At 70.6% G+C, this 24,523-nt stretch carries 22 protein-coding genes; 11 read left to right on the top strand and 11 right to left on the bottom strand.

Features of this window, described 5'->3' with window-relative positions; translation table 11 throughout:
* Positions 1-18 precede the first annotated feature (18 nt).
* The gene (locus SPR02S_RS27095; RefSeq protein ID WP_019060154.1) at positions 19-1,479 is read right to left on the bottom strand and encodes an MFS transporter; all 1,461 of its coding nucleotides are present in this window, start codon (positions 1,477-1,479) and stop codon (positions 19-21) included.
* A gap of 148 nt (positions 1,480-1,627) precedes the next feature.
* Here SPR02S_RS27095 and SPR02S_RS27100 point away from each other — a divergent pair, with 148 nt between their 5' ends.
* Positions 1,628-2,206: a TetR/AcrR family transcriptional regulator gene (locus SPR02S_RS27100; protein WP_019060155.1), complete on the top strand. Its 579-nt coding sequence runs from the start codon at positions 1,628-1,630 to the stop codon at positions 2,204-2,206.
* A gap of 40 nt (positions 2,207-2,246) precedes the next feature.
* Here SPR02S_RS27100 and SPR02S_RS27105 read toward each other — a convergent pair whose 3' ends face one another.
* The 3 genes from SPR02S_RS27105 to SPR02S_RS27115 are packed head-to-tail and all read right to left on the bottom strand — an operon-like array spanning position 2,247 to position 5,958.
* A complete protein-coding gene (locus SPR02S_RS27105) occupies positions 2,247-3,317 on the bottom strand; it encodes a maleylacetate reductase (RefSeq protein WP_019060156.1) in 1,071 nt (356 codons plus the stop codon).
* Positions 3,314-4,171 (bottom strand): intradiol ring-cleavage dioxygenase, encoded by an 858-nt coding sequence (locus tag SPR02S_RS27110; RefSeq protein ID WP_019060157.1) that lies wholly within the window; start codon positions 4,169-4,171, stop codon positions 3,314-3,316. Before SPR02S_RS27110 ends, SPR02S_RS27105 begins: the two co-directional genes overlap by 4 nt.
* Before the next feature lie 41 nt (positions 4,172-4,212).
* The gene (locus tag SPR02S_RS27115) at positions 4,213-5,958 is read right to left on the bottom strand and encodes an FAD-dependent oxidoreductase (RefSeq protein WP_019060158.1); all 1,746 of its coding nucleotides are present in this window, start codon (positions 5,956-5,958) and stop codon (positions 4,213-4,215) included.
* 201 nt (positions 5,959-6,159) lie between these two features.
* Between SPR02S_RS27115 and SPR02S_RS27120 the strand changes: the two genes are divergently transcribed.
* Positions 6,160-8,109, top strand: a complete 1,950-nt coding sequence (locus SPR02S_RS27120; RefSeq protein WP_019060159.1) for a helix-turn-helix domain-containing protein — start codon at positions 6,160-6,162, stop codon at positions 8,107-8,109.
* Between the two features lie 99 nt (positions 8,110-8,208).
* On the opposite strand, the gene SPR02S_RS27125 is transcribed toward SPR02S_RS27120, so the two are convergent.
* On the bottom strand, positions 8,209-8,745 hold the full coding sequence (locus SPR02S_RS27125; protein WP_026150899.1) for a hypothetical protein: 537 nt from the start codon (positions 8,743-8,745) through the stop codon (positions 8,209-8,211).
* A 122-nt stretch (positions 8,746-8,867) separates the two neighbouring features.
* Between SPR02S_RS27125 and SPR02S_RS27130 the strand changes: the two genes are divergently transcribed.
* Entirely contained in the window at positions 8,868-9,212 is a 345-nt protein-coding gene (locus SPR02S_RS27130; protein ID WP_019060161.1) for a cupin domain-containing protein, read from the top strand.
* Between the two features lie 23 nt (positions 9,213-9,235).
* On the opposite strand, the gene SPR02S_RS27135 is transcribed toward SPR02S_RS27130, so the two are convergent.
* On the bottom strand, positions 9,236-10,267 hold the full coding sequence (locus tag SPR02S_RS27135; protein ID WP_019060162.1) for a LacI family DNA-binding transcriptional regulator: 1,032 nt from the start codon (positions 10,265-10,267) through the stop codon (positions 9,236-9,238).
* A gap of 107 nt (positions 10,268-10,374) precedes the next feature.
* Here SPR02S_RS27135 and SPR02S_RS27140 point away from each other — a divergent pair, with 107 nt between their 5' ends.
* Genes SPR02S_RS27140 through SPR02S_RS27155 form a run of 4 tightly spaced genes read left to right on the top strand, consistent with a single transcriptional unit; the run spans position 10,375 to position 14,467 of the window.
* A complete protein-coding gene (locus SPR02S_RS27140) occupies positions 10,375-11,550 on the top strand; it encodes a phytanoyl-CoA dioxygenase family protein (protein WP_019060163.1) in 1,176 nt (391 codons plus the stop codon).
* Positions 11,551-11,610: 60 nt separating this feature from the next.
* Complete coding sequence (locus SPR02S_RS27145) at positions 11,611-12,393, top strand: SDR family oxidoreductase (protein ID WP_019060164.1); 783 nt, start codon at positions 11,611-11,613, stop codon at positions 12,391-12,393.
* Between the two features lie 50 nt (positions 12,394-12,443).
* Positions 12,444-13,448, top strand: a complete 1,005-nt coding sequence (locus SPR02S_RS27150; protein ID WP_019060165.1) for a Gfo/Idh/MocA family protein — start codon at positions 12,444-12,446, stop codon at positions 13,446-13,448.
* On the top strand, positions 13,445-14,467 hold the full coding sequence (locus SPR02S_RS27155; RefSeq protein ID WP_019060166.1) for a Gfo/Idh/MocA family protein: 1,023 nt from the start codon (positions 13,445-13,447) through the stop codon (positions 14,465-14,467). The genes SPR02S_RS27150 and SPR02S_RS27155 overlap by 4 nt, the downstream gene beginning before the upstream one ends.
* Positions 14,468-14,519: 52 nt before the next feature.
* Here SPR02S_RS27155 and SPR02S_RS27160 read toward each other — a convergent pair whose 3' ends face one another.
* The 5 genes from SPR02S_RS27160 to SPR02S_RS27180 all read right to left on the bottom strand — a co-directional run bounded on the left by SPR02S_RS27160 (position 14,520) and on the right by SPR02S_RS27180 (position 19,547).
* Positions 14,520-15,539 (bottom strand): Gfo/Idh/MocA family protein, encoded by a 1,020-nt coding sequence (locus SPR02S_RS27160; RefSeq protein ID WP_026150900.1) that lies wholly within the window; start codon positions 15,537-15,539, stop codon positions 14,520-14,522.
* Between the two features lie 82 nt (positions 15,540-15,621).
* On the bottom strand, positions 15,622-16,530 hold the full coding sequence (locus SPR02S_RS27165; protein WP_019060168.1) for a sugar phosphate isomerase/epimerase family protein: 909 nt from the start codon (positions 16,528-16,530) through the stop codon (positions 15,622-15,624).
* Between the two features lies 1 nt (position 16,531).
* Positions 16,532-17,446 carry an ATP-binding cassette domain-containing protein gene (locus SPR02S_RS27170; RefSeq protein WP_026150901.1) on the bottom strand — a complete coding sequence of 305 codons (915 nt, stop codon included), beginning with the start codon at positions 17,444-17,446 and terminating at the stop codon, positions 16,532-16,534.
* A 5-nt stretch (positions 17,447-17,451) separates the two neighbouring features.
* Positions 17,452-18,528 (bottom strand): ABC transporter permease, encoded by a 1,077-nt coding sequence (locus SPR02S_RS27175; protein ID WP_019060170.1) that lies wholly within the window; start codon positions 18,526-18,528, stop codon positions 17,452-17,454.
* On the bottom strand, positions 18,528-19,547 hold the full coding sequence (locus tag SPR02S_RS27180) for a sugar ABC transporter substrate-binding protein (protein ID WP_026150902.1): 1,020 nt from the start codon (positions 19,545-19,547) through the stop codon (positions 18,528-18,530). Before SPR02S_RS27180 ends, SPR02S_RS27175 begins: the two co-directional genes overlap by 1 nt.
* A gap of 287 nt (positions 19,548-19,834) precedes the next feature.
* Here SPR02S_RS27180 and iolC point away from each other — a divergent pair, with 287 nt between their 5' ends.
* The 4 genes from iolC to iolD are packed head-to-tail and all read left to right on the top strand — an operon-like array spanning position 19,835 to position 24,509.
* On the top strand, positions 19,835-20,803 hold the full coding sequence (iolC, locus tag SPR02S_RS27185) for a 5-dehydro-2-deoxygluconokinase (RefSeq protein WP_019060172.1): 969 nt from the start codon (positions 19,835-19,837) through the stop codon (positions 20,801-20,803).
* Positions 20,804-20,842: 39 nt separating this feature from the next.
* Positions 20,843-21,721, top strand: coding sequence for a Cgl0159 family (beta/alpha)8-fold protein (locus SPR02S_RS27190; RefSeq protein WP_019060173.1), 879 nt, complete (start codon positions 20,843-20,845; stop codon positions 21,719-21,721).
* Between the two features lie 14 nt (positions 21,722-21,735).
* Positions 21,736-22,632, top strand: a complete 897-nt coding sequence (iolB, locus tag SPR02S_RS27195) for a 5-deoxy-glucuronate isomerase (RefSeq protein WP_019060174.1) — start codon at positions 21,736-21,738, stop codon at positions 22,630-22,632.
* A complete protein-coding gene (gene iolD / locus SPR02S_RS27200; RefSeq protein WP_019060175.1) occupies positions 22,632-24,509 on the top strand; it encodes a 3D-(3,5/4)-trihydroxycyclohexane-1,2-dione acylhydrolase (decyclizing) in 1,878 nt (625 codons plus the stop codon). The genes iolB and iolD overlap by 1 nt, the downstream gene beginning before the upstream one ends.
* Positions 24,510-24,523: the final 14 nt, after the last annotated feature.

Below are 24,523 nucleotides of genomic sequence, written 5' to 3' on the forward strand. Positions count from 1 at the left end.
GCTGGCATACCGGCCACGTCAGTTGAGGGCGCCGGGAGCCATCACCGACGCTTCCTCCTCCGCCTTCAGGAGCGCCGACTCGGAACCGCCGACGGTCGTTCCTCCGCTACGGCCGGACCGTCGCGGCACCAGGAGCGCGGCCAGCGCGGCACCGAGGAGCAGCACCGCCAGCAGCGTGAACCCGTGGGTGTACCCGGAGTCGTAGGGCAGGCCGGACGGCTGGAGGTGGCCGGTGACCAGGACGCTGGTGACCGCGGCGCCGATCGAGCCGCCGATGGTGCGGATGTTGGCGTTCATGCCGGTGGCGGCGCCGGTCTGCTCGGGCGGGACGCTGCCGACGATGAGGTTGGCCATGGAGGCGAAGGCGAGTCCGATGCCGAGGCCGAAGATGCCTGCGACGAGGGCGATCTGCCACTGCTGGTCGTGCCAGAGGGCGAGGATCGCGCAGGCGAGTGCGCCGAGGGCGGCACCGGTGGTGAGCAGGACCTTGGCGCCGAAGATCGGTTCCAGGCGGCCGCTGAGGACGCCGGAGACGAACATCGCGAGCAGCATCGGGAGCATGAGGAGTCCGGACGCGGTGACGCTGGCGCCGAAGCCGTAGCCTGCGGACGACGGGGTCTGGACGAAGCCGGGCAGGAAGGACCAGATCGCGTACATGCCCGCGCCGAACAGCAGCGCGGCGGTGTTGGTGGTCCACACGGACGGCAGGCGCATCACCTTCAGGTCGATGAGCGGGCTGCGGGAGCGGGCCTCCGAGAACAGCCAGGCCGCGAAGAGCACGACGGCCGCGGCGAACAGGCCGACGACCCGCACGGAGCCCCAACCCCAGCTGCCGGCCTGGCTCAGCGGCAGCAACAGGGCGACCAGCCAGCCCGAAAGGAGTACGGCACCGAACCAATTGACCTGCCCCTGGGCGCGGTTGGGCGACTCGGGGACGTAGCGCACGGCGATGAGGGTGGTGACGGCGACGATGCCGACGGGGAACCAGAACAGCCAGCGGTAGTCGAGCGCGGTCACGATGGGCCCGGCGGCCACCATGCCGACGCCGCCGCCCGCGGCGATCACGGCGGACAAGTTGCTGATGCTGCCCGGGACTTGGGACGCGTCGAACTCGTCCCGGATGATGCCGAAGGAAAGCGGGAACAGCGCGCCGCCGACGCCCTGGACGACCCGGGCGATGATCAGGACGCCGATGTTGGGCGCGAGCGCGGCGACCAGACAGCCGGCCAGCACCGCCAGGAGGACGGCGACGAGGGTGCGCTTCTTGCCGACCAGGTCGCCGACGCGGCCGAGTATCGGGGTGAAGACCGAGGCGGACAGCAGATAGGCCGTCATCACCCAGGTCGCGGTGGACTGCGAGGTGTGCAGCGCGTGCTGGACGGTCGGCAGGGCCGGCGCGATCAGCGACTGCAGCATGGAGAACACGCCCGCACCGGTCGCGAGGACCGCGAAGGTGAGGCGGGAGGACTTGCGGGGCATCGAGAGCCTCTCCGGAACAAGCGAACGGGGGTGCGCCCGCGCATTGCTCTACGGCGGAACGCGCCCACACTGCTAAAGTGGAGGTACCCCTCCACCATAACGGAGGCACACCTCCGGTTCAACCGGGCCCCACCCCAGGGAGGCACCCGTGACGGCCCAGCCGTTCCCCGTCAGCGAGATCGTCGCGGCCCAGAGACCCCACCGCAAGGACGCCGCCCGCAACTACGACGCCCTGCTGACCGCGGCCCGCGAGGCCTTCGCGGAGCACGGCTCGGAGGCCTCGCTGGAGGACATCGCGCGGCGCGCGGGCGTCGGCATCGGCACCCTCTACCGCAATTTCCCGACCCGCCGGGCCCTCTTCGAGAGCGTCTACGCGGACGAGGTGAACGCGCTGTGCCAGGTCGCTCTGTCCGTCGCCGACCAGGAGCCGTGGGAAGCGCTGGCCTCATGGCTGAACCGTTTCGCGGGCTACATGGTGACCAAGCAGGCGGTGCGCGAGGCGCTGGACAACGACTCGGAGATCTTCGGGACCTGCCGCGAGTCGATGTTCTCGGCGGGCGGTCCGCTGTTCGAGCGCGCGCAGAAGGCGGGCGAGGCCCGCACGGACATGGACTTCGGTGATCTGCTGCGCCTGGTGGCCGGGGTCACCGGGACGAAGTTCGTGGACGACACCCAGCGCGACCGCGTCCTGGCGATCGCGCTGGACGGCGTCCGCACGAACCACTGACCGCACGGACCGCTGACCGCACGGACCGCTGAACAGCCTTTTACGCGGGGGGCGTTCCCTCGTACGCCGCGCGCAGCAGCGCGAGTACGCCCTCCTCGGTGACCGGCCGGGGGTTGGCGTACGCCTGGCTCACCGCCTGCGCGGCCGCCGTCGCCAAGTCGCCCTCCTTCAGGCCTAGTTCGGCGAGCGAGCGCGGTGCGCCGAGCCGCCGTGCCAGGTCCCACAGGGCGCGCGGGGCGTCCTCGGCGTCCAGCGCGCGGGCCACGACGGAGACCGTCAGCGGCGCGGCGGGCGCGTTGTACGCCAGCGCGTACGGCAGCACCACCGTGTGCGTCTCCGCGTGCGGCAGGCCGAAGGTGCCGCCGAGGACATGGCACAGCTTGTGGTGCAGGCCCATGGTCGTGGCACCGAGGCAGGAGCCGCACAGCCACGCCCCGTACAGCGCACGGCTCCGGGCCGCCAACGACCGTGGCTCGGCGGCCAGTTCGGGCAGCGCTCCCGCCAGCGCCCCTACGCCCTCCTCCGCCATGAGGGCGATCACGGGCGAGGTGTCCGGGGCGTACAGGGCCTCCACGGCGTGCGCGATCGCGTTGATGCCGCTGGTCACCGTGAGCGGTACGGGAAGTTCCAGGGTGAGTTCGGGGTCGTAGACGACGCTGCGGGGCAGGACGGCGGGGTCGCGGCCGGTGCGTTTGGCGCCGTTCTCGGTGAGGCCCCAGACCGGGGTCATCTCGGAGCCGGCGTAGGTGGAGGGGACGGCGATCAGCGGGAGGCCGGTGCGCAGGGCGATCGCCTTGCCGAGGCCGACCGCCGAGCCGCCGCCGACCGCGACACAGCCGTCGGCGCCCAGCGTGCGCGCCAACTCGACCGCACGGTCCGCGACTTCGACCGGGACGTGCATCTTCGCCTCCGCGTGCAGCCCCACGCACGCCTCCCCCAGCGAATCGGCGACCGCCTGCGCGGTGTCGGCGCCGCGCGAACCCGAGAGCACCAACACCCGCCGCAGACCGAGCCGTTCGGCCTCCCCGGCGGTCGCGGTCAGCGCGGCGCCGGGGCGGAACACGACCCGCATGGGCTGGGCGTCGTAGGCAAAGTCCAGGAAGTTCTTCACGCGTGGTCCAGGACGAGGTCGAAGCGGGCGTGGCGGAAGGGGTTGGCGATGCCGAACTCCCGTGCCAGGGACGGGTCGTCGGTCGGGGTGAAGTCCTCGACGAGGCTCTGTTTGACGGCGAAGACGGCGTCGGAGTCCAAGTAGTCGCTGCCCGCCACGAAGATGTGGGTGGTGACCGGGGAGTGGCCCTCGGCCGAGGCGATGAAGTGGATGTGGGCGGGGCGGTAGGGGTGGCGGCCGGTGGCCTTGAGGAGTTCGCCTACCGGGCCGTCCGTGGGGATGGGGTACGGGCTCGGTACGCAGGTGCGGAACCAGAAGCGGCCCTCGGCGTCCGTGGTGAACAACCCCCGTCCGTTGCCCGGGGGTTGGAGGTCCGGGCGCTGCACGTCGTAGAAGCCGTTGCCGTCCGCCTGCCACACGTCGAGGACCGCGCCAGGCAGCGGCGTGCCGTCCCCCGACACGATCCGGCCGCTGACCACGCACGGCTCGCCGCCGCCCACCAGGTCGATGTTCGCGCCGAGTTCACGGACCGGGGACTCGGTCATGTGGAAGGGGCCCAGCACCGTCGACTCGGTGGATCCGGCGGCCCGGTCGCCGTTGATCGTCTCGACCAGCATCGACAGGCCGAGCACGTCCGACAGGAGGATGAACTCCTGCCGGGTGTCCGTGCACATCTTCCCGGTCTCCGTCAGGAAGCCGATCGCCCGCTCCCACTCCGCCTGGGTCAGGCCGGTCTCCCGCGCGAACGCGTGGAGATGCCGGATCAGACCGGTCAGCAGTTCACGCAGGCGGGGATCGGCCGTCCCCTCCAGACTGGCGACGGCCTCGTCCGTGACGGTGACGTCAGTGGTCATTGCGGCTCCCTATCCTGCGCGAACTGCCCCTGTGTGAAATGTCAGCCGTGCCCGAGGATGCGTCGCAACGCGTCCGTGAGCAACTGTTCGGCGTTCCCGGCCGCGTCGGCGTGGCGGAAAGCGACATAGCCGTCGGGGCGGACGAGGAGGGCGCCCGCCTCGGACACCTCGCTCAGGCGGCCCCAGTCGCCGTACGGGTCGTCGTACTCCTGGCCGGGGCCGATCACGACCGTGGCGATGTCCAGGGACTGCGCCTGCGCCGCGCGCACCCAGGCCTCGCCGCCGATGCCGGTCAGGAGGGTGAAGCGGCCCTTGCCGACCGTGTCGAGGGTCGAGACGGTGCGCGTGCCCGACGTGATCCAGGCGTGCGGGAGCTTGGCGCCGGGGCGGGAGCTGGGCTGGTGGTACAGCTCGCGGTCGCGGTCGAACCCGGGGTCGGGCGTGCCGTCGGGCACGACCGCGGTCGAACTCTCCGCGGAATAGCGCTGGTTGAGGTCGACGCCGTGCGCGTTGAACTCGTACACCTTGAAGGCGATCGCCTCGCGCAGCGCCGCCCGCTGCTTGGCCGCGGCGGCGGATGAGTCCTTGCGGGCGTCGATGTTGGCCCACAACTGTTCGGGCGTCTGCGGGGAAAGGCCGTCCAGCGCCTCGAAGATGGGGGCAGTCTCGCCGATGGACTTGTTGGCGCGGGTGACGATCTGCTTGCCGACCGGGGCGCGTTCGGCGTCGTAGCTGTCGAGCAGCTTCGGTGTGGCGGTGCCGTCGAGGACCAGCTTCAGCTTCCAGGCCAGGTTGTAGGCGTCCTGGATCGACGTGTTGGAGCCGAGCCCGTTCGACGGCGGGTGGCGGTGCACGGCGTCACCGGCGCACAGGACCCGGCCGTTGGCGTACGTCTCGGCGTACATCTCGTTGACCGTCCACGCCGAGGACGACTTGATGGTCACCGGGATGTCGTCGTCGCCGACCAACTGCCGTACGACGGACAGCGCGTACTCCTCGGTGAGGTCGGGGGCGCCGGCGCTCACGTCGTAGCCCCACACGATCAGCCACTCGTTCCACGGCTTGACGCAGCGCACCAGGCCCGCGCCGATGCCGCCGACGGTGGCGCCGGGGGCGAGCACCCAGTAGAGGGTGGAGGGGCGGTGCGCGGTGTACTTGCTCAGGTCCGCGTCGAAGACGATGTTGATGCTGCCCGCGACCCCCATCTGACCGCCCATCGGCAGCCCGGCGTCCTCCGCGATCTGCGAGCGTCCGCCGTCCGCGCCGATGAGGTACTTGGCGCGGATCCGGTACTCGTCGCCGCGCAGCCGGTCCTCGACGGTGACCGTGACACCGTCCTCGTCCTGCACGAAGGACTTGTAGACCGTGCTGAAACGGACGTTGGAGCCGCGCGCGAGCGCCGCGTCGATCAGTACCGGCTCCATCAGGTGCTGCGGCATGTCGCACATGCGGGTCGGGCTGGCCAGGTCGTGGGCGGCCTGCACGAGCGGGTCGTTGCCCCAGGAGCGGATCCGGCCCAGCTCCTCGCCGGCCATGCTGGTGCAGAACGTGGTGTTGCCCATCAGGTGCTGCGGCGTCGCCTGGGCAAGCACCTCGTCCTCGACGCCGAGGTCGCGCAGGATCTCCATGGTGCGCTGGTTGGTGATGTGCGCGCGGGGCGTCCTGGTGAGGCGCGAGTAGCGCGTGACGACGATGTGGGGCACGCCGTAGGTGCTCAGCGCCAGCGCGGCACACGCGCCGGCCGGGCCGCTGCCCACGATCAGTACGTCGGTCTCGACAACGTGCACGGCGGGACACTCCAGGGGTGAGGCAGGGGTGCGACGGAGGTGGGCAGGTGGAAACAGGTGGAGCCAAGTTGAGGCAGAGGTGAGAAAGGCACCGACTCTTCACGATCATGATGCGGGCCGGACCTGCGCGGGTGTCTCATTACGAGACAGTTACAGCCCCGCGGCGGTCGCCGCCACGGGCCCGATACGGTGAGAGGCGTCATGACCACCGTGGAGCACTTCCCCGCCCTCGCCCCGCTGCGCCAGGCGCGCGAGCGGTTCCTGAGCGACCGCCCGCTGCCCGACGACGTCCCGGACGAGGTCCTCGCGGCCTGGCGCCGCGCCCGCTTCTTCGGCGTACGGCACGACCTCGATGGACCGGTCCACGATCCCGAACTCCCGGCCGATTCCGCCCTGTTGGAGGCCGCGCGGCCCGTGCTGGACCGCATCGCGCCGGCGCTCGGCCACTCGGCGATGCTCCTCACCGACGAGCGGCTGCGGGTGCTGTGGACCACGGGCGAGGTCCCCGGCGACGACCGGTGCCGCGACCTGTCCGAGCGGGAGGTGGGCCACAACAGCGCGGCCCTCGCCCTGCGCACCCGGCGCCGGGCCGAGGTGCACGGCCCCGAGCACTTCCTCGATGTGTGGCAGGACGTGTCGGCGGTCAGCGTGCCCCTCCTCGCCCCGGATTCCGGGCAGGCACTGGGCACGGTGACCGTCGCATCCGCCCTGTGCGCGGGCTGCGGCCCGCATCCGGGGGCCGCGCTCGCCGAGGCGACGGCCACGGCGGTCGAAGCGGAACTGCTCGCCCGCTCCCGCACCGCCGAACGGGTGCTCCTCGACGCCTACACCCGGGCCGCCCACGGCCCGGACCGCGCGGTCGTCGCCCTCGACGGCCGCAACCGCCTCGTCAGCGAGGCCGCGGTGCGCCTTGCGACACCTCAGGTACTGGCCGCGCTGGAACGGTCCAGCACGAGCGAGCGCGCCTCCGGCACACGGCCGCCCCACGACTCACAGCCGCCTCAGGACACTGGGGGCGGTGCGGTGGTGGAACGGTCCAACGGCGCCGGGGGCGGTCCGGTCCAGGAGCGGCCCGCCGACGCCGGGGGCGGTCCAGCGCTGGAACGGTCCCACGACGCCGGGGGCGGTCCGAACCGGGAGCGGCCGACCGACGCCGGCGGCGGTCCAGCGTTGGAACGGTCCCACGACACCGGATGCCGTCCGGTGCAGGAGCAGCCCTACGACCTGACGCTCCCCGACGGTGCCGGGTGCACCGCCGAGATCACTCCCGTACGGCATGAAGGGCGCGTTCTCGGGATCGTCGCCGTACTCGAAGCGCGCCCTGCCGAGGCACCGGTGCCGCGTCTCGTGCCGCGTCCCGCGCTGGCACTCGCGGGTGGTTCGGTGCCCTGGCGGCACGCGGTCGCGCGGGCGGTGGAGCTGGCCCGGGTCCCCGAGCCGCTGCTGCTGACCGGTGAGCGCGGGAGCGGCAAGACCGCGCTGGCCCGTGAACTGCTCGGCGAGCGGGAGCCGTTGGTCGCCGATGCCGCCGAGTCGCCCGAACTCGGCGTGAAGTACAGCGAGTTGGCCGACGGCCGCCCGCTGCTCCTGCGGCACGCCGAACGGCTCGCCCAGCCGGACGTCGCCGCGCTCAACTCCCTGCTCGACGAACACCCCGATGTGCACTTGCTGGTCACCTACACGCCCGGTACTCCCCCGGGCCCGTGCTTCCAGCGCCTGCTGGACACCCTGGCGGCCCGGTCGGTGACCTTGCCCGCACTGCGTGAACGCCCGGAGGACGTACGGGAGTTGCTGCCGGTCCTCGCGCCCCGCCCGGCCCCGGGACAGCCGCCGCTCACCTGGACGCTGGACGCGTTGCGCGCCCTGGAGGAACACCCCTGGCCCGGGAACGTCACCGAACTCGCGCATGTCGTCAGGGCGTTGGCGGAACACCGGCGGGTCACCGGGCCCGTGCGGCGGGCCGAACTTCCCGACCCCGTCCGGGAGCGTCCCGCGGCCCGGCGGCTCAGCCCGATGGAACACGCCGAACGCACCGCGATCCTGGCGGCCTTGCGTCGGCACGGGGGCAACAAGGCGCGGGCGGCCGCCGCGTTGGGGATCGGCCGGGCGACGCTGTACCGCAAGCTGCGCGGTTACCAAGGCATCTCGTAGGCGAGCGCCGCCGTTTGACGAAAGGGCCGAACGAGCCGAACGAGCCGAACGAGCCGAACGAGCCGAACGAGCCGAACGAGCCGAACGAGCCGAACGAGCTTATTTGATCAGGGCGTTGGCCACGACGACCACCACCCCGAGCAACGCGTCCACCGCCCCGATGACCATGGCCGCCACCCAACTCCGGGCCGACCAGCGGGCGGTGACCAGCCCCAGGCAGAACAGCAGCGCGATGTTGAGGACGAACGCCGCGTACTCGACGCCGTTCGCGGGCCACCAGCCCCAGCCGGCCCCGGCGAGCAGCAGGACGGTGGGCAACGCGGCGGCGACCAGGGGCCACTCGTCGCGCAGGGTGCGCAGGGCGTCCCAGCGGCGGTGCGGGGCGCGCTCGGCGATGTAGTGGGCGTATCCGTGGGCGAGTGCCGAGGCGGCGGCGGTCACCAGCAGCCACAGGGCGTCGTAGCGGCGGCTGCTCCGGTCGGTGTGGCCGTACTGGGTGAGCGCGGCGACCATCGAGCAGGCGAGGACGGCGCCGTAGACGCCCCCGAAGAGGATGTTCTCCCGGGTTGCGTGCGGGTGCGGGTGCGGCTGCGAGTGTGGGTGTGGCTCGGGGACGGCTGCCGTGGTCTGCGCCATGCCCTCCACGATCACCCGGCCCCGCCCGGGCCGCCACTCCGCGACGAAGTGTCCTCCGACCTGGGCCGATACCCCACACAGTGTCCACGCCTCGACCGGTCCACCCCGGCTAGGGTCGCGGCATGACGCACAGTTTCGTAGTCCGTATCCCCGACGCCGAGCTCGAGGCCGAGCCGCTCGATCCGGCGCAGATCGTCTCGGGTACGCCCGAGGTCACCGGGAAGGTCGTGTGGGAGTCCGAGGACGGCAAGCAGGTCCGCGGGATCTGGCAGATCACGCCGGGTGTGGTCACCGACACGGAGGCGGACGAGCTGTTCGTCGTGATCAGCGGTTCGGCCACGATCGAGGTCGAGGACGGCGAGACGCTGACCGTCGGCCCCGGGGACATGGCCGTGCTGCGCGAGGGCGACCGTACGACGTGGACGGTGCACGAGACACTGCGCAAGGCGTACGCGATCAATCTTTGAGCGGGCTCAATCTTTGAGCGGGGTCAACGCGGCTGCGCCGTAGGCAAGTTGTAGGGCGTGACGACCTGGATCGCGGACGGCAGGGTCGGGCCCGCGGGCGGCAGCGCGTCGTGGGCGCGCATCACGATGCGGCAGGCCTCGCGGACGTCCTGGCGCAGGTCGTGGTGGAGGACGGCGGACAGGCGCTGCTCGTGCAGCAGCCGGGTGTTGTCGTGGTCGAGGTCGTGCGCGACGAACACGGCGCACTCGCGGCCCAGGTCGGCGAAGGCGCGCAGGGTCGCGATGTTGCCGCCGCCGATCGAGTAGACCGCGCGGATGTCCGGGTCGCGCTTGAGGGCTGCCCGGACCAGCTCGTACTGGGTGGCGTCCAGGCCGTGGCCCTCGGTGATCTCGACGAGGGCCCGCTCCGGGTAGCGGGCGCGCATGGTGCTGCGGAACCCCATCTCGCGTTCTTCCTCGTTGCGGAAGAAACCGCTGCTCAGGCTGGTGAGGACGTTGCCGGGGCGGTCGCCGAGCCACTGGCCCATCAGATAGGCGGCCGTCGCGCCCGCCGCCCGGTTGTCTATGCCGACGTAGGCCAGCCGGGCGCTCGCGGGCAAGTCGGTGACCAGGGTGACGACCGGGATACCGGCGGCGACGAGCCGGCCGACCGCGGCGGTGATCTCGGGGACGTCCGGCGCCTTGAGGATGACGCCCTGCGAGCCGCGCCGGACGATCCGGTCCAGGGTTCCGACCAGCTCCTTCACCGGCGCGGTCTCCCGGAAGTGGAAGCGTGAGCGCACGACGGCCGGGTGCAGATCGGGCAGCTCGGCCTCCAGCGCGTTCCGTACGGCGGTGGAGAAGCGCTCCGGCGTCTGCATCACGATGTCGATCATGAACGTACGGCCGACGAGCCTGACCTGGGTGCGCTGCCGGTCGAGATCGGCGATGGCCTGCCGTACCTCACGCTGCGTGCTCTCGCGAACCCCGCCCCTGCCGTTCAGGACCCGGTCCACGGTGGCCTCGCTGAGACCCGCCTGACGTGCGATTTCGCGGATCGGGAAGGGGTGGCCCACCGGTCGTCTCCTTGAGGGGTTTTTGATGGCTTGCTGCTGGTTGTTCGAAGGGTTTGTACTGACAAGAATGACAGGACCGCACCGCTCCGTGACCCGAGGGGACGACGATGTCCTTCACATCAGCAGAAACCCGCGCCTGGCTCACCGAGCAGGACTGCGACCTCGACGCCTTCCGCACGCTCGTCGAGCAGCCGACCGACCTGGCCGACTTCCCGTACGCGTCCTCGGTCGAGCGGAACGTCCTCGTCTACGACAGCGACCGGCTCCGCAAGTCCGTGGCGGCCGGCGAGCGCCGTGAGGTGCAGGCCGAGCTGGTGCAGGCGTTCGCCGAGGGGCCCGGCATCGTGGTCCTGCAGGGTGCCTTCCCGGATCTGTCGGTCGTGGACCGTTCCACAGAGGTGTTCGAGGCCCTGATCGCCGAGCAGCGCGCGTCGGGCGCGGGCGCCGGGGACCACTTCGCGAAGCCCGGGGCCAACGACCGGGTGTGGAACGCGCTGGAGAAGGCCGCGCTCTACGACCCGGAGGCGTTCGCCGACTACTACGCGAACGACATCCTGGCCCTGGTCTCCACCGCCTGGCTCGGCCCCGGCTACCAGGTCACCTCGCAGATCAACGTGGTCCACCCGGGCGGCGCGGCACAGACCGTGCACCGCGACTACCACCTCGGGTTCCTCACGAACGAGGTCGCCGCCGGGTATCCGGCGCACGTGCACCGTCTCTCCCCCGTGCTCACGCTCCAAGGGGCGGTCGCGCACTGCGACATGCCGGTGGAGTCGGGGCCGACGATGTATCTGCCGCACTCCCAGAAGTTCGAGTCGGGCTATCTGGCGTGGCGACTCCCGGAATTCCAGGCCTACTTCGAAGCGAACTACATCCAACTCCCGCTCGCCAAGGGCGATGCCGCGTTCTTCAACCCGGCGCTCTTCCACGCGGCCGGCACCAACCGCACGGCGGAGGTGCGGCGCATGGCCAACCTGCTCCAGGTGTCCTCCGCGTTCGGGCGGGCGATGGAGACGGTGGACCGCGAGGCCGTCACCAACGCCGTCTTCCCGGTGCTGCTCAGGCGCAAGGCCGAGGGCGTGGGCGAGGAGTGGCTGGACACGGTCGTCGCGGCGAGTGCCGAGGGCTACCCGTTCCCGACCAACCTCGACAACGACCCGCCGGTCGAGGGGCTGGCCCCGCCCTCGCAGGCCGACCTCGTACGGCGCGCGGTGCGTGAGGGGTGGGACCCGCAGGCCCTGCGCGGGGAACTGCGGGCCGCTGCCGAGCGGCGCGAGAGCTGACGGAAACACCAAGGAACGCCGGAGAACGCCGGGGAACACCGAGTAACGCCAAGGAAAACCATGGGACTTCGACTTCTCGACGACAAGGTCGTCCTCGTCAACGGCGGCAGCCAGGGCGTGGGCGCCGCGATCGTCCGGGCGGCGGTGCGCGAGGGGGCGGTGGTGACGTTCACCGGCCGACGCGCCGAGCCCGGTGACGCCCTGGTCGCCGAGCTGGCCGAGGCGGGCGGCAAGGCGATGTTCGTCCGGGCCGACCTGTCCGACGCCGAGCAGGCGAAAGGCGCGGTGGCCGAGGTGATCGCCGCGCACGGCCGTATCGACTGTCTGGTGAACTCCGCCGGACTCACCTCGCGGGGCTCGCTGCTGGACACCACGCCCGAGCTGTTCGACCAGCACATGGCCATCAATGTGAAGGCGCCGTTCTTCGCGATGCAGGCGACGGTGGCCGACATGACGGCACGCAAGGCACCGGGCACGGTCGTCAACATCGGCTCCAACTGCGCCCATGGCGGCCCGCCTTACCTCGCCCCGTACTCCACGGCCAAGGCCGGCCTCGCGGGCCTGACCCGTAACGCGGCCCATGCGCACCGCTTCGACCGGATCCGGATCAACACCGTCAACATCGGCTGGACGGCGACCGAGGGCGAGGACGCGACGCAGCGGGCCTTCCACGGTGCCGGGGACGACTGGCTCCGACAGGCCGCCGAACGGCTGCCGATGGGCAAGCTCGGCCAACCGGACGAGATCGCCGACTTCGTGGTGTTCCTGCTGTCCGACCGGTCCGGGGTGGTCACCGGTTCGGTGATCGACTGGGACCAGAACGTCCTGGGCGCCCTCGACTGACCTTCCCCACCCGCACCACACCCGCACCCCTCGAGAAAGCAAGAGCCCTCATGCGTATCGGAATCCTCGGCCTCGGCCGCATCGGCGCGTTCCACGCCGAAACCCTGTCCGGACTCGACGTCGTCGAGTCCCTCGTCGTCGCCGACCCGTTCGCGGAGGCCGCGAAGAAGGCCGGCGAGCGGTTCGGCGCGGAGGTCGCGGATTCCCCCGAGGCTGTGCTCGCCGCCGGGATCGACGGTGTCGTCATCGCCGCGGCGACCGACGCCCACCCGGGTCTGATCCTGGCCGCCGTCGAGGCGGGCATCCCCGTGTTCTGCGAGAAGCCCGTCGCCAAGACGATGGCCGAGGGTGTCCAGGTCCTCAAGGCCGTCGAGGGCAGCGGCGTGCCGATCCAGATCGGCTACAACCGCCGCTTCGACGCCGGTTTCGTCAACGCGCGCGCCGCTGTGCAGTCCGGTGAGCTGGGCAAGCTGCACACCGTGCGCTCGACCACGCTGGACCCGGCGCCGCCGCCGGCCGCGTACATCGCCGCGTCCGGGGGCATCTTCCGGGACTGTTCCGTGCACGACTTCGACATCATCCGCTGGGTGACGGGCCGCGAGGTCACCGAGGTGTACGCGGTCGGCGGCAACCGTGGCGCCGAGTACATCAAGGAGGCGGGCGACGCCGACACCACCGGCGCGATCCTCACCCTGGACGACGGCACCATCGCGGTGGTGTCCAACTCCCGTCACAACGCCCGGGGTTACGACGTCCGCATGGAGATCCACGGCTTCACGGACTCCATCGCGGTGGGCCTGGAGGACAAGCTGCCGCTGCGCTCCGTGGAGCCCGGCGTGACCTTCCCGGCGGGCACCCCGCACGACTTCTTCATGGACCGCTTCACGGCCGCCTACCGCACCGAACTCACCGCGTTCACCGAGGTCGTGGCCGGCACCCGCACCTCCCCGTGCACGGTCGCGGACGCCCTGGAGGCCGGCTGGATCGCCGACGCCTGCACCCTGTCGCTGCACGAGCACCGCCCCGTCACCATCCAGGAGGTACGCGAAGCATGAGCGGTCCGGGCCGGGAACCACTGCGCATCGGAGTACTGGGAGCGGCTCGGATCACCGAGAACTCCCTGATCGGTCCCGCCCGGACGACCGGCCACCGCATTGTCGCGGTGGCCGCGCGGGACCGGTCCAGGGCGGAGGCGTACGCCGCCGCGCACCGCGTCGAACGGGTCGCGGACTCCTACGCCGACCTGATCGCCGACCCAGAGGTGGAGGTCGTCTACAACCCGCTCGCCAACGGCCTGCACGGACCGTGGAACCTCGCCGCGCTCGCGGCGGGCAAGCACGTGCTGTCGGAGAAGCCGTCGGCGAGCAACGCGGAGGAGGCGGCCGAGGTCCGGGAGGCGGCGGCGAAGTCCAGCAGGGTCTTCATGGAGGCCTTCCACTACCTCTTCCACCCGGTCACCCGGCGCCTGCACGAGCTGCTGGCCTCGGGTGAACTCGGCGAGCTGCGGCACGTCGAGACGCTCGTCGCGATCCAGGCCCCGGCGGACACCGACCCGCGCTGGTCCCTGGACCTGGCCGGTGGCGCCGTGATGGACCTGGGCTGCTACAGCCTGCACGCCCAGCGGATGCTGGCCCCGTGGGCGGGCGGCGCCCCGCAGTTGGTGAAGGCCCGCGCCGGCGAACGCGCGGGCGCCCCGGGCGTCGACGAGTGGCTGGACGCCGACCTCGCCTTCCCCAGCGGCGCCACGGGCTCCGCCCGCTGTCACATGGCGTACGACAAGCTGGAGATGAGCTGCCGGATCATCGGCAGCCGCGGCGAGGCGTTCGCGCCGAACTTCGTGCTCCCCCAGCTGGACGACCGGATCGTCATCCGCACGACGGACGGCGAACGCACGGAACGGCTGGGCCGCCGGTCCTCGTACACCTATCAACTGGAGGCGTTCGCCGCCCGGTTGAGGGAGGGCGCGCCCTTGCCATTGGGTCCGGACGACGCGGTCGCGACGATGACACTGATCGACGAGGCGTACCGTGCGGCGGGGTTCGAGGCGCGTCCGCGCGTGCCGATTCTGTCGTAAACGTACGTCGGGGGCGGCACGTGATCGCACGTGCCGCCCCCGACGAAGTCGGTCACAGGTAGAGCTCGGGTCGCTCCACCAGCTCGACCTCCACCCGCACCCCGTCCTCCAACGCCCGTACCCCCGCCTCGCACACGGCCGCCGCCGCGTACCCGTCCCACACGCTCGGGCCGGTCACCTCGCCGCGGCGGGTGGCGTCGACCCAGGTCTGGATCTCGCGGTCGTAGGCGTCGGCGAAGCGTTCGACGAAGTCCTGGGCGATGGTGCCACCCCAGCGGCCGGCCATGTTGGTGACCATGGCGTGGCCGTCGCCGATGCGGGCGGTGCCGCGTTCGCAGACGACCTCGGCCTGAACCTGGTAGCCGAAGCCGCAGTTGACGAACATCTCGACGTCGACGATCGCGCCGCCGTCGGTCTCGAAGACGACGAACTGCGGGTCCTGGAGGTCGTCCGGGGCGCTCGCCGAGGGGCGCGGGCGCAGTACCTGGACGGCGGTGATCTCGTGGCCCAGCAGCCAGCGCGTCACGTCCGTCTCATGGGCCACCGAGTCGCTGATCAGCATGGAACTGGTGAAGAAGGGCGGGCTGGCGGCGTTGCGGTGCCGGTTGTGGAGCATGAGCGGTCTGCCCAACTGGCCTGTTCCCAGGAGGGACTTGAGCTTCATGTACTCGGCGTCGTAGCGCCGCATGAAGCCGACCTGCACCCGGCGGTGACCGAGGCGTACCTCCGCCTCCATCACTCGTAGCGCGGAGGCCGCGTCGGGGGTGAGCGGCTTCTCGCACAGGACCGGGAGGTCGTGCTCGAAGGCCGTCAGCACGGCCGCCTCGTGGGCCGGGCCAGGGGAGGCGATCAGGACCGCGTCGACGTCCGCCGCCGCCATGGCCGCCGCCGGGTCGGTGTACGCCGTGCAGCCGTCGACACCGGACGCGATCCGTTTGGCGCGCTCGGCGTCGACGTCCACGACGGCACTCACCCGGGCTCCGTTGACCACGTCCTGGATCCTGCGGACGTGGTCGGCTCCCATCTTTCCAGTTCCGACGACTGCTACTCCGAGCGGGTCGCGCGGGTTCATGGCCATCGGCCGTCCTTTCGGATCGTCAGGCACCGCAGGAATGGTCAGGCACCGCGGGAATGGTCAGGCACCGCGGGAATGGTCAGGCACCGCAGGAACGGAGGAACTTGCGGGTGCGCTCCGCGATGGGGAGCGGCTTGTCCGGCTCGCACGGGTACATGTCCTGCTCGACGATCGCGAACAACTCCACGCCCAGGCGCTGCGCCGCGATCAGCACCGGCTCCAACTCCGGTACGCCGGACGGCGGTTCGCACATCACTCCGCGTGCCACGGCCGGTCCGAACGGCACCTCGTTCTTGACGACGTCGGCGAGGATCTCCGGGTCGACCTGCTTGAGGTGCAGATAGCCGATGCGTTCGCCGTACGTCTCGATCAGCTTGACGCTGTCGCCGCCGCAGTAGGCGTAATGCCCGGTGTCCAGGCAGAGGTTGACCAGTTCGGAGTCGGTCGAGTCGAGGAAGTGCTCGACGTGGTCCTCGGTGTCGAGGTGGGTGTCGGCGTGCGGGTGGACCACGAGGTCGAGTCCGTACGCCTCCTTGACCTCGTGCCCGAGCCGCTCCATGCCCTTGGTGAGGTGGGCCCACTGTTCGCCGGTCAGCTCCGGCGGTTCCAGGATCTCGGCGGTCTTGTCGTCCCGCCAGAAGGAGGGGATGACGACCAGGTGCCGCGCGCCCATCTCCTGGGTGAGCGCGGCGACTTGGCTGACGTGCTCCCATGTCGCGTCCCAGACGGAGGGGCCGCGGTGCAGGCCGGTGAAGACCGTGCCCGCGGACACCTTCAGCTCGCGTCGGGCGAGCTCGTCCGTGAGCCGGGCCGGGTCGGTCGGCAGATAGCCGTACGGGCCCAGCTCGATCCAGGGGTAGCCGGCCTGCGCGACCTCGTCCAAGAACCGTTCCCACGGCACCTGTTGGGGGTCGTCCGGGAACCACACACCCCAGGAGTCGGGGGCGGAGCCGACCCGGATCCGGTCCAGGAACGGGCGGTCCGACATGTCAGGCGGTCCCTTCAGGAGACGCGCTCACCGGCGCCTTCAGGGCCTTCTCGTCCGGGAGTTCGTCGACGTCGAGGCCGCGGACTTGGGACAACTCGTGCTTGAGCGCGGCGAGTTCGGTACCGCCGGCCATGTGGTTGGTGAGCTCTTCGAGGGTGATCTCGCTGCGCTCCGCCGACAACTCCATGGTGCCCAGGCGCAGCACGCTGAAGTGGTCGCCGACCATGTAGGCGTGGTGCGGGTTGTGGGTGATGAAGATGACCCCGAGCCCGCGTTCCCGCGCGGCGGCCACGTACTTCAGCACCACACCGGACTGCTTGACGCCGAGGGCGGCGGTCGGCTCGTCCAGGATCAGGACGCGGGCGCCGAAGTAGACGGCGCGGGCGATGGCGACACACTGGCGCTGGCCGCCGGAGAGGGTGCCGATGGGCTGGTCCAGGTTGTCCAGGACGATGCCCATGTTGCGCAGTTCCTCGTCAGCGGTCTTCTTCATCTTCTCGATGTCGAGACGGCGGAACGGCCAGGGGCCCTTCGTCATCTCCGAGCCGAGGAAGAAGTTGCGCCACACCGGCATCAACGGCACGACGGCCAGGTCCTGGTAGACCGTCGCGATGCCCCGGTCCAACGCCTGACGCGGAGTGGTCAGGTGCACCGCCCCGCCGTCGACGAGGAATTCGCCCTCGGTGTGCTGGTGCAGCCCGGAGATGATTTTGATCAGGGTCGACTTGCCCGCGCCGTTGTCACCCAGCACACAGGTGACCTGGCCCGGGCGGACCGCGAGGTCCACACCGTGCAGGGCACGGACATTGCCGTAGGACTTGCCCGCGTTGCGCAGTTGGACGATCGGCGCGTCCGCGTCGCTCGGCGCCGTGTCTTCGAGGATGGCGCCGTGAGTGCCGGATTCGTTGCTTGCCATGAAGGTCACCTCCGGGTCGCGGTGCGCTGGACCCACAGATTGATGAGGACGGCGCCCAGCAGCATCACGCCGAGGAACGCCTTGAACCAGTCGGGGTTCCAGCCCGCGTAGACGATGCCCTGCTGCACCATGCCGAACATGAACGCCCCGAAGACCGGACCGATCGCCGAACCGGCACCACCGGTCAGCAGACAACCACCGATCACCGCCGCCGAGATGTAGATCAGCTCCTGGCCCACACCCTCACCGGACTGCACGGTGTTGAAGGTGAACAACTGGTGCATCCCGATGAACCAGGCACCGAAACCGACCAGCATGAACAGCGAGATCTTCGTGAACGCCACCGGCACACCGACCGCCCGCGCCGAGTCCTTGTTCCCACCGACCGCGAAAATCCAGTTCCCGTACTTCGTCCGCAGCAGCACCCAGGTCGCGATCGCCGCGAATACCAGCCAATAGAAGATCGTGATCTTGACGTCGACGCCGCCGATGTCGAAGGACGTCGCGAAGACCTTCCTCGCCTGGCCGAAGCCGTCCATGTTGCTGATGTCATCGGTCGCCACATTCCCGGTGACCAGCTTCGTCACCGCGAGGTTGACACCCTGCAGGATCAGAAACGTGCCCAGCGTGACCAGGAAGCTCGGCAGCCCGGTCTTGACCACCATCCACCCGTTGAGGAACCCGATCCCCAACGACACCAGCAGCGCGACGATCACACCGACCCATACGTTCATGGTCAGTTGGTAGCTGAGCATGCTCGCGGTCAGCGCCGAGGTGATGACGGCGACACCGGCGGAAAGGTCGAACTCCCCGCCGATCATCAACAGGGCCACCGGCAGCGCCATGATGCCGATCGTCGACGAGCTGTAGAGAATGTTCGCCATCGAGGCGCCGTCCCGCACCGGCGGAGCGGCGATCAGGAAGAACACGTACACCGCGGCGGCGCCGAGGAACACGCCCACCTCGGGGCGCGCCAACAGCCGTAGCGCCAGGGGCCGTTCGACGGTCCGGCCGTCGGATTCCTTGGGGCCGGGGGCCGGCGGTGAGGTCACCGCCGGCTCGGCATGCTGGGTCATACTCATCACCGGGTTCCGTTGGCGGCGTACTTCGCGACGGCGTCGACGTTGGTCTTGTCGACGAAGGCCGGGCCGGTCAGTACGGGCTGCTCACCGCCGCCGCTGTAGTTGCCGTTGTTCTTGTAGAGCCACAGGGAGTCGACCGCCAAGTAGCCCTGGAGGTACGGCTGCTGGTCCACCGCGAACTGGACGGTGCCCTTCTTGATGGCGCCGGTCAGGGTGCTGTTCAGGTCGAAGGTCGCGACCTTCGCCTTGCTGCCCGCGTCGGCCAGCGACTGCACGGCCGTCATGGCGAACGGGGCGCCCAGGGTGACGACGTAGTCGATCGCCTTGTCCTGCGTGAGCTTGGCCGTGATCGTCGACTTCACCGACGGCATGTCCGTGCCGTTGACGTTGAGGACCTCGGTCGTGCCGGTGAACGTCTTCTTCACACCGGCGCAGCGCTGGGTCAGACCGATGTTGCCCTGCTCCTGGATGACACAGACGGCCTTCTTGGCGCCTTCCGAGTTCAGCCGCTTGCCGAGCGCCTCGCCGGCCACCGTCTCGTCCTGGCCGAAGAACTCCAGCAGTCCGAGCTTCTTCCAGTCGCTGAGACCGGAGTTGAGGCCCACGACGGGTATGTTCGCGGTCTTCGCCTTGGCGATGACGTCCTTCAGGGCGTCGGGCTTGGCGAGGGTGACCGCGATGCCGTCGACCTTCTGGTCGATCGCGTTCTGCACCAGGTTCGACTGGTTGCCCGCGTTCGGGTCTGCCGAGTAGACGAGCTTGATGTTGTCCTTGGCCGCGGCGGCCTGGGCGCCCTTGCGGACGATGTCCCAGAACGTGTCGCCGGGCGCCTGGTGCGTGACCAGGGCGACCGTCATGCGCGGAGTGCTCGCCTTGCCCGCGGAGGCGCCGGAGGAGTCCTCGGTGGACTTCTTGCCGCCCGAGCTGCTGGAGCAGCCGGCGAGGGTCAGGGCCGCTGCCGCGGCCACCGCCACGATGGGGGCCATTCTGCGCGAGCGGGAGTAAGTGGAACGGTCCATCTTTCCTGCACCTCACTGTGCTTCAGGGGAAAGGGAGTCATGATCGCAGAAATCCGGGCTCGGGGCCTGTCGGTCCCGGGTCGTCTGCCGCGAAACACGGCTGTTGCGCTGGGACGGAATCAAATCCCCGGTCGCGTCCGCTGTCAATACTTTGTTAAGACATCATTTCACGAGCAGGTCCGAATGTAAGTACAAACTATTGACAGGGAGCCCCTCCGAGACCTACACCTGGGAGGCGGCAGGCCTCTGGACCCGCCCACCCCCAGCAGCTCAGAGGAGTGTCGCGCATGGCCGAGTCAGCCCAGTCCTTCGATCTGATCACCATGGGCCGCATCGGGGTCGATCTCTACCCCTTGCAGTCTGGCGTACCGCTGGCCCGTGTGGAGACGTTCGGCAAGTTCCTCGGAGGTTCGGCGAGCAATGTGGCGGTCGCCGCCGCCCGGCTCGGCCGCAGCACCGCGGTGATCACCCGCACCGGCGACGACCCCTTCGGGACGTATCTGCACGAGGCCCTCAAGGACTTCGGGGTCGACGACCGCTGGGTCACGCCCGTCGCGGACTACCCGACGCCGGTCACGTTCTGCGAGATCTTCCCGCCGGACGACTTCCCGCTGTACTTCTACCGGCAGCCCAAGGCGCCCGACCTGGAGATCCGCACCGAGGAGCTGGACTACTTCGCGATCCGCCAGGCCCGCGTCTTCTGGATCACCGGCACCGGTCTGAGCGAGGAGCCGAGCCGCTCCGCCACGCTCGCCGCCCTCAAGGCGCGCGACAAGGCGGGCACCACGGTCTTCGACCTCGACTGGCGCCCCATGTTCTGGCAGGACCCGGAGGAGGCCCGCCCGTACTACGCGGAGGCCCTGCGCCACGCGACGGTCGCGGTCGGCAACCTCGACGAGTGCGAGGTCGCCACCGGCGTCCGCGAGCCCCGCGCCTGCGCCCAGGCACTGCTCGACGCGGGCGTGGAGCTGGCCATCGTCAAACAGGGCCCCAAGGGTGTCCTGGCCGTCCACCGCGACGGCACGACCGCCGAGGTACCGCCGGTCCCCGTGGAGGTCCTCAACGGCCTCGGCGCGGGCGACGCGTTCGGCGGCTCGCTGTGCCACGGGCTGCTGTCCGGCTGGGACCTGGAACGGTCCATGCGGTTCGCCAACGCGGCCGGCGCCCTCGTCGCCTCCCGCCTCGCCTGCTCCACCGCGATGCCCACCGAGTCCGAGGTCGAGGACCTCCTCGTGGGCGCGCGAGTGAGTGACTGATCGCGTGGCCGCAACAGCCACCCCTGAACGGAGCTTCTCTTGAGCATCAGCATTCCCGACCTGGTCACGGTCAGAGCCCGGCACCCGGAGGCGATCGCCGAGGCGGCCGCCCGCCGGGTACGCCGCCCGCTGCTGGGCGACAGCGGCCGCCTGATGATCGTGGCCGCCGACCACCCGGCCCGCGGCGCCCTCGGCGTCGGCGATCACCGCACGGCCATGGCGAACCGCGCCGACCTGCTGGAACGCCTCTGCATCGCGCTCTCCCGGCCCGGTGTCGACGGGGTGCTCGCCACCGCCGACATCCTGGAGGACCTGCTCCTCCTCGGCGTCCTGGACGGCAAGGTCGTAATGGGCTCGATGAACCGCGGCGGCCTGTCCGGCGCCGCCTTCGAGATGGACGACCGGTTCACCGGCCACCGCACCGAGGACATGGCCCGGCTCCGCTTCGACGCGGGCAAGCTGCTGCTCCGTATCGACTACGACGACCCGGGCTCACTGACCACCCTGGAGTCGACGGCACGCGCCATCGACGACATGGCGGCGCGCCAACTCCCCCTGTTCGTCGAGCCGTTCATATCCCGCCGCGTCGACGGCAAGGTCCGCAACGACCTGTCCGCCGAGGCCGTGACCCGCTCGATCGCGATCTCCTCGGGCCTGGGCGGCACCTCCGCCTACACCTGGCTGAAACTGCCCGTCACCGACGACCCGGACGACATGGCCGAGGTCCTGGAGACCTCGACACTGCCCGTCGTCCTGCTCGGCGGCGAGGTCGGCGACGACCAGGAGGGCGCGTACGAGAAGTGGCGCAAGACGCTGCGCCTGCCCACCGTCCAGGGCCTGGTCGTGGGCCGCTCCCTGCTCTACCCCGCCGACGGCGGCGTGGAGACGGCGGTGGACACCGCTGTAGGCCTGTTGTGAACCGGAGGCACACCATGACGAGCGCATATCACCTTCCCGCCGGAAAGGCCCTGGGCGGCCCCTACGTCGTGGACGTCACCCCCGAGTCGGCGGCCTGGGGCTACTCCAGCCTGCGGGTCCTGGAACTGCCGCCGGGCGGCACCCACACCTTCGACACCGACGACAGCGAGTGGATCGTCGTCCCGCTCGCCGGCGCCTGCACGGTCTCCGCCGCCGACGACTTCGGCCACGACACCTTCGAACTCCACGGCCGCGAGAGCGTGTTCACCGCCGTGAGCGACTTCGCGTACGTCCCGCGCGATTCCCGTACGACGATCTCGTCGCCCGGCGGTGGCCGCTTCGCGCTGACCGGCGCCCGCTGCACCCGCCGGCTGCCCGCCCGCTACGGCCCGGCCTCGTCGGTGCCGGTGGAGCTGCGCGGCACCGGCTACAGCAGCCGCCAGGTCAACAACTTCGGCGCGGCCGGCGTCTTCGAGTGCGACAAGCTCATCGCCGTAGAAGTGATCACGCCCGGCGGGAACTGGTCCTCCTTCCCGCCGCACAAGCACGACGAGCACCGGCCCGGCGAGGAGTCCGTGCTCGAAGAGGTCTACTACTTCGAGTTCGCCGACCACGAGGGCACCCCCGGTCTCGGCTACCAGCGTGTCTCTCCGTCCGGGCAGGGCCGTAACACGGATGTCCTGGCCGAAGTCCGGGGCGGAGACGTCGTGTTGATCCCGGACGGCTGGCACGGGCCCTCGATGGCGGTGCCCGGTCACCACATGTACTACCTCAACGTCATGGCGGGACCCGAGGACGACCGGTCCTGGCTGATCTGCGACCACCCCGATCACGCCTGGGTCCGCGGCACGTGGCCCGAGCAGCCCGTCGACCCCCGTCTCCCCCTCTACACGGCACCGGAGAAGTCCTGATGAGCACCCCCACCCGCCGCCTGACCGTCGCCCAGGCCCTGGTGCAGTTCCTGTCGGTCCAGTACACCGAGCGCGACGGCGTACGGCACCGGCTGATCGCCGGCACCTGGGGCATCTTCGGCCATGGCAACGTTGCCGGACTCGGCCAGGCGCTGCTGGAGGCCGGCGAGGACACGATGCCGTTCCACCAGGGCCGCAACGAACAGGCCATGGTGCACGCGGCAGTCGGCTACACCCGCCAGCTCGACCGGCTCTCCGCGCAGGCGGTCACGACGTCGATCGGACCGGGCGCCACCAACCTGGTCACGGGCGCCGCGCTCGCCACGATCAACCGCCTGCCGGTCCTGCTCCTGCCCGGCGACTACTTCGCGACCCGCGCCGCCGACCCGCTCCTCCAGCAGCTGGAGCACCCGGTCGAGGCCGACCTCTCGGTCAACGACACCCTGCGCCCGGTCTCCCGCTACTTCGACCGCGTCATGCGCCCCGAGGCCCTGATCCCGGCCGCGCTGAACGCGATGCGCGTCCTGGCCGACCCGGTCGAGACGGGAGCCGTAACTCTCGCTCTCCCACAGGACGTTCAGGCCGAGGCGTACGACTGGCCGGAGGAGTTCTTCGCCGACCGCGTATGGCACGTACGGCGTCCCGCTGCCGATCCCTTCGAGCTGGCGGAGGCCGTCGAGGCCATCCGGGCCGCCGAGCGTCCGGTGATCGTCGCGGGCGGCGGTATCCACCACAGCCAGGCCGAGGACGCGCTGAAGGCGCTGGTGGACGCCACCGGCATCCCGGTCGCCTCCACCCAGGCGGGCAAGGGCTCGCTCCGCTACGACCACCCGGCCGACCTGGGCGGCATCGGGCACACCGGCACCGCGGTCAGCGACGACATCGCGCGCACGGCTGACCTGGTGATCGGCGTCGGCACCCGCTACACGGACTTCACGACGGCCTCCCACACCCTGTTCCAGAACCCGGCCGTCCGGTTCGTCAACCTCAACATCACCGCGTTCGACGCCCACAAGCTCGCCGCGCGCACCCTGGTGTGCGACGCGAGGGCGGGACTCACCGCGTTGACCGAGGCACTCGCCGATCACCGTGTGAACTCGGTTTACGAGGCCGAGTACCGCAAGGGCAAGGAGCGCTGGGAGCAGGTTGTTGACACCGCGTTCACCGCCCCCGACGAGAACGCCGTACCGACCCAGACCCAACTCCTCGGCGCCCTCGACGCGGTAGTCGGCGACGACGACGTGGTCATCAACGCGGCCGGTTCGCTCCCCGGCGACCTGCACAAGCTGTGGCGGGCGCGCAGCCCGCGCCAGTACCACCTCGAATACGGCTTCTCCTGCATGGGCTACGAGATCCCGGCCGGCATCGGCGTCCAGCAGGCAGCACCGGACACCCCCGTCTGGTCGCTGGTCGGCGACGGCACCTACCTGATGATGCCGACCGAGATCGTCACGGCGGTCCAGGAAGGCCTCCCGGTCAACCTGGTCCTGATCCAGAACCACGGCTACGCCTCCATCGGCGGCCTCTCCGAGTCCGTCGGCAGCGAGCGCTTCGGCACCGCCTACCGCTACCGCGCGGCCGACGGCACCTTCTCCGGCGCCCCGCTCCCGGTCGACCTCGCCGCCAACGCGGCCAGCCTCGGCATGGACGTCCTGCGCGCCAAGACGGTCCGCGAACTGCGCGAGGCGCTCGCCACGGCCCGCGCCTCCGACCGCCCGACGTGCGTCTACGTCGAGACCGACACCGCCACCCCGACCGCTCCCCCGGCCGAGGCCTGGTGGGACGTGCCGGTCGCCGAGACCGCCTCGCGCGAGTCGGCCGTACAGGCCCGCGAGGAGTACGACCGCCAGGTCGCCGACCGTCGCCGTCACCTCTGAACTCCCCTCCCCCG

Origin of the sequence: Streptomyces prunicolor NBRC 13075 (genome assembly GCF_000367365.1) — a bacterium.
GTDB classification, from domain to species: domain Bacteria; phylum Actinomycetota; class Actinomycetes; order Streptomycetales; family Streptomycetaceae; genus Streptomyces; species Streptomyces prunicolor.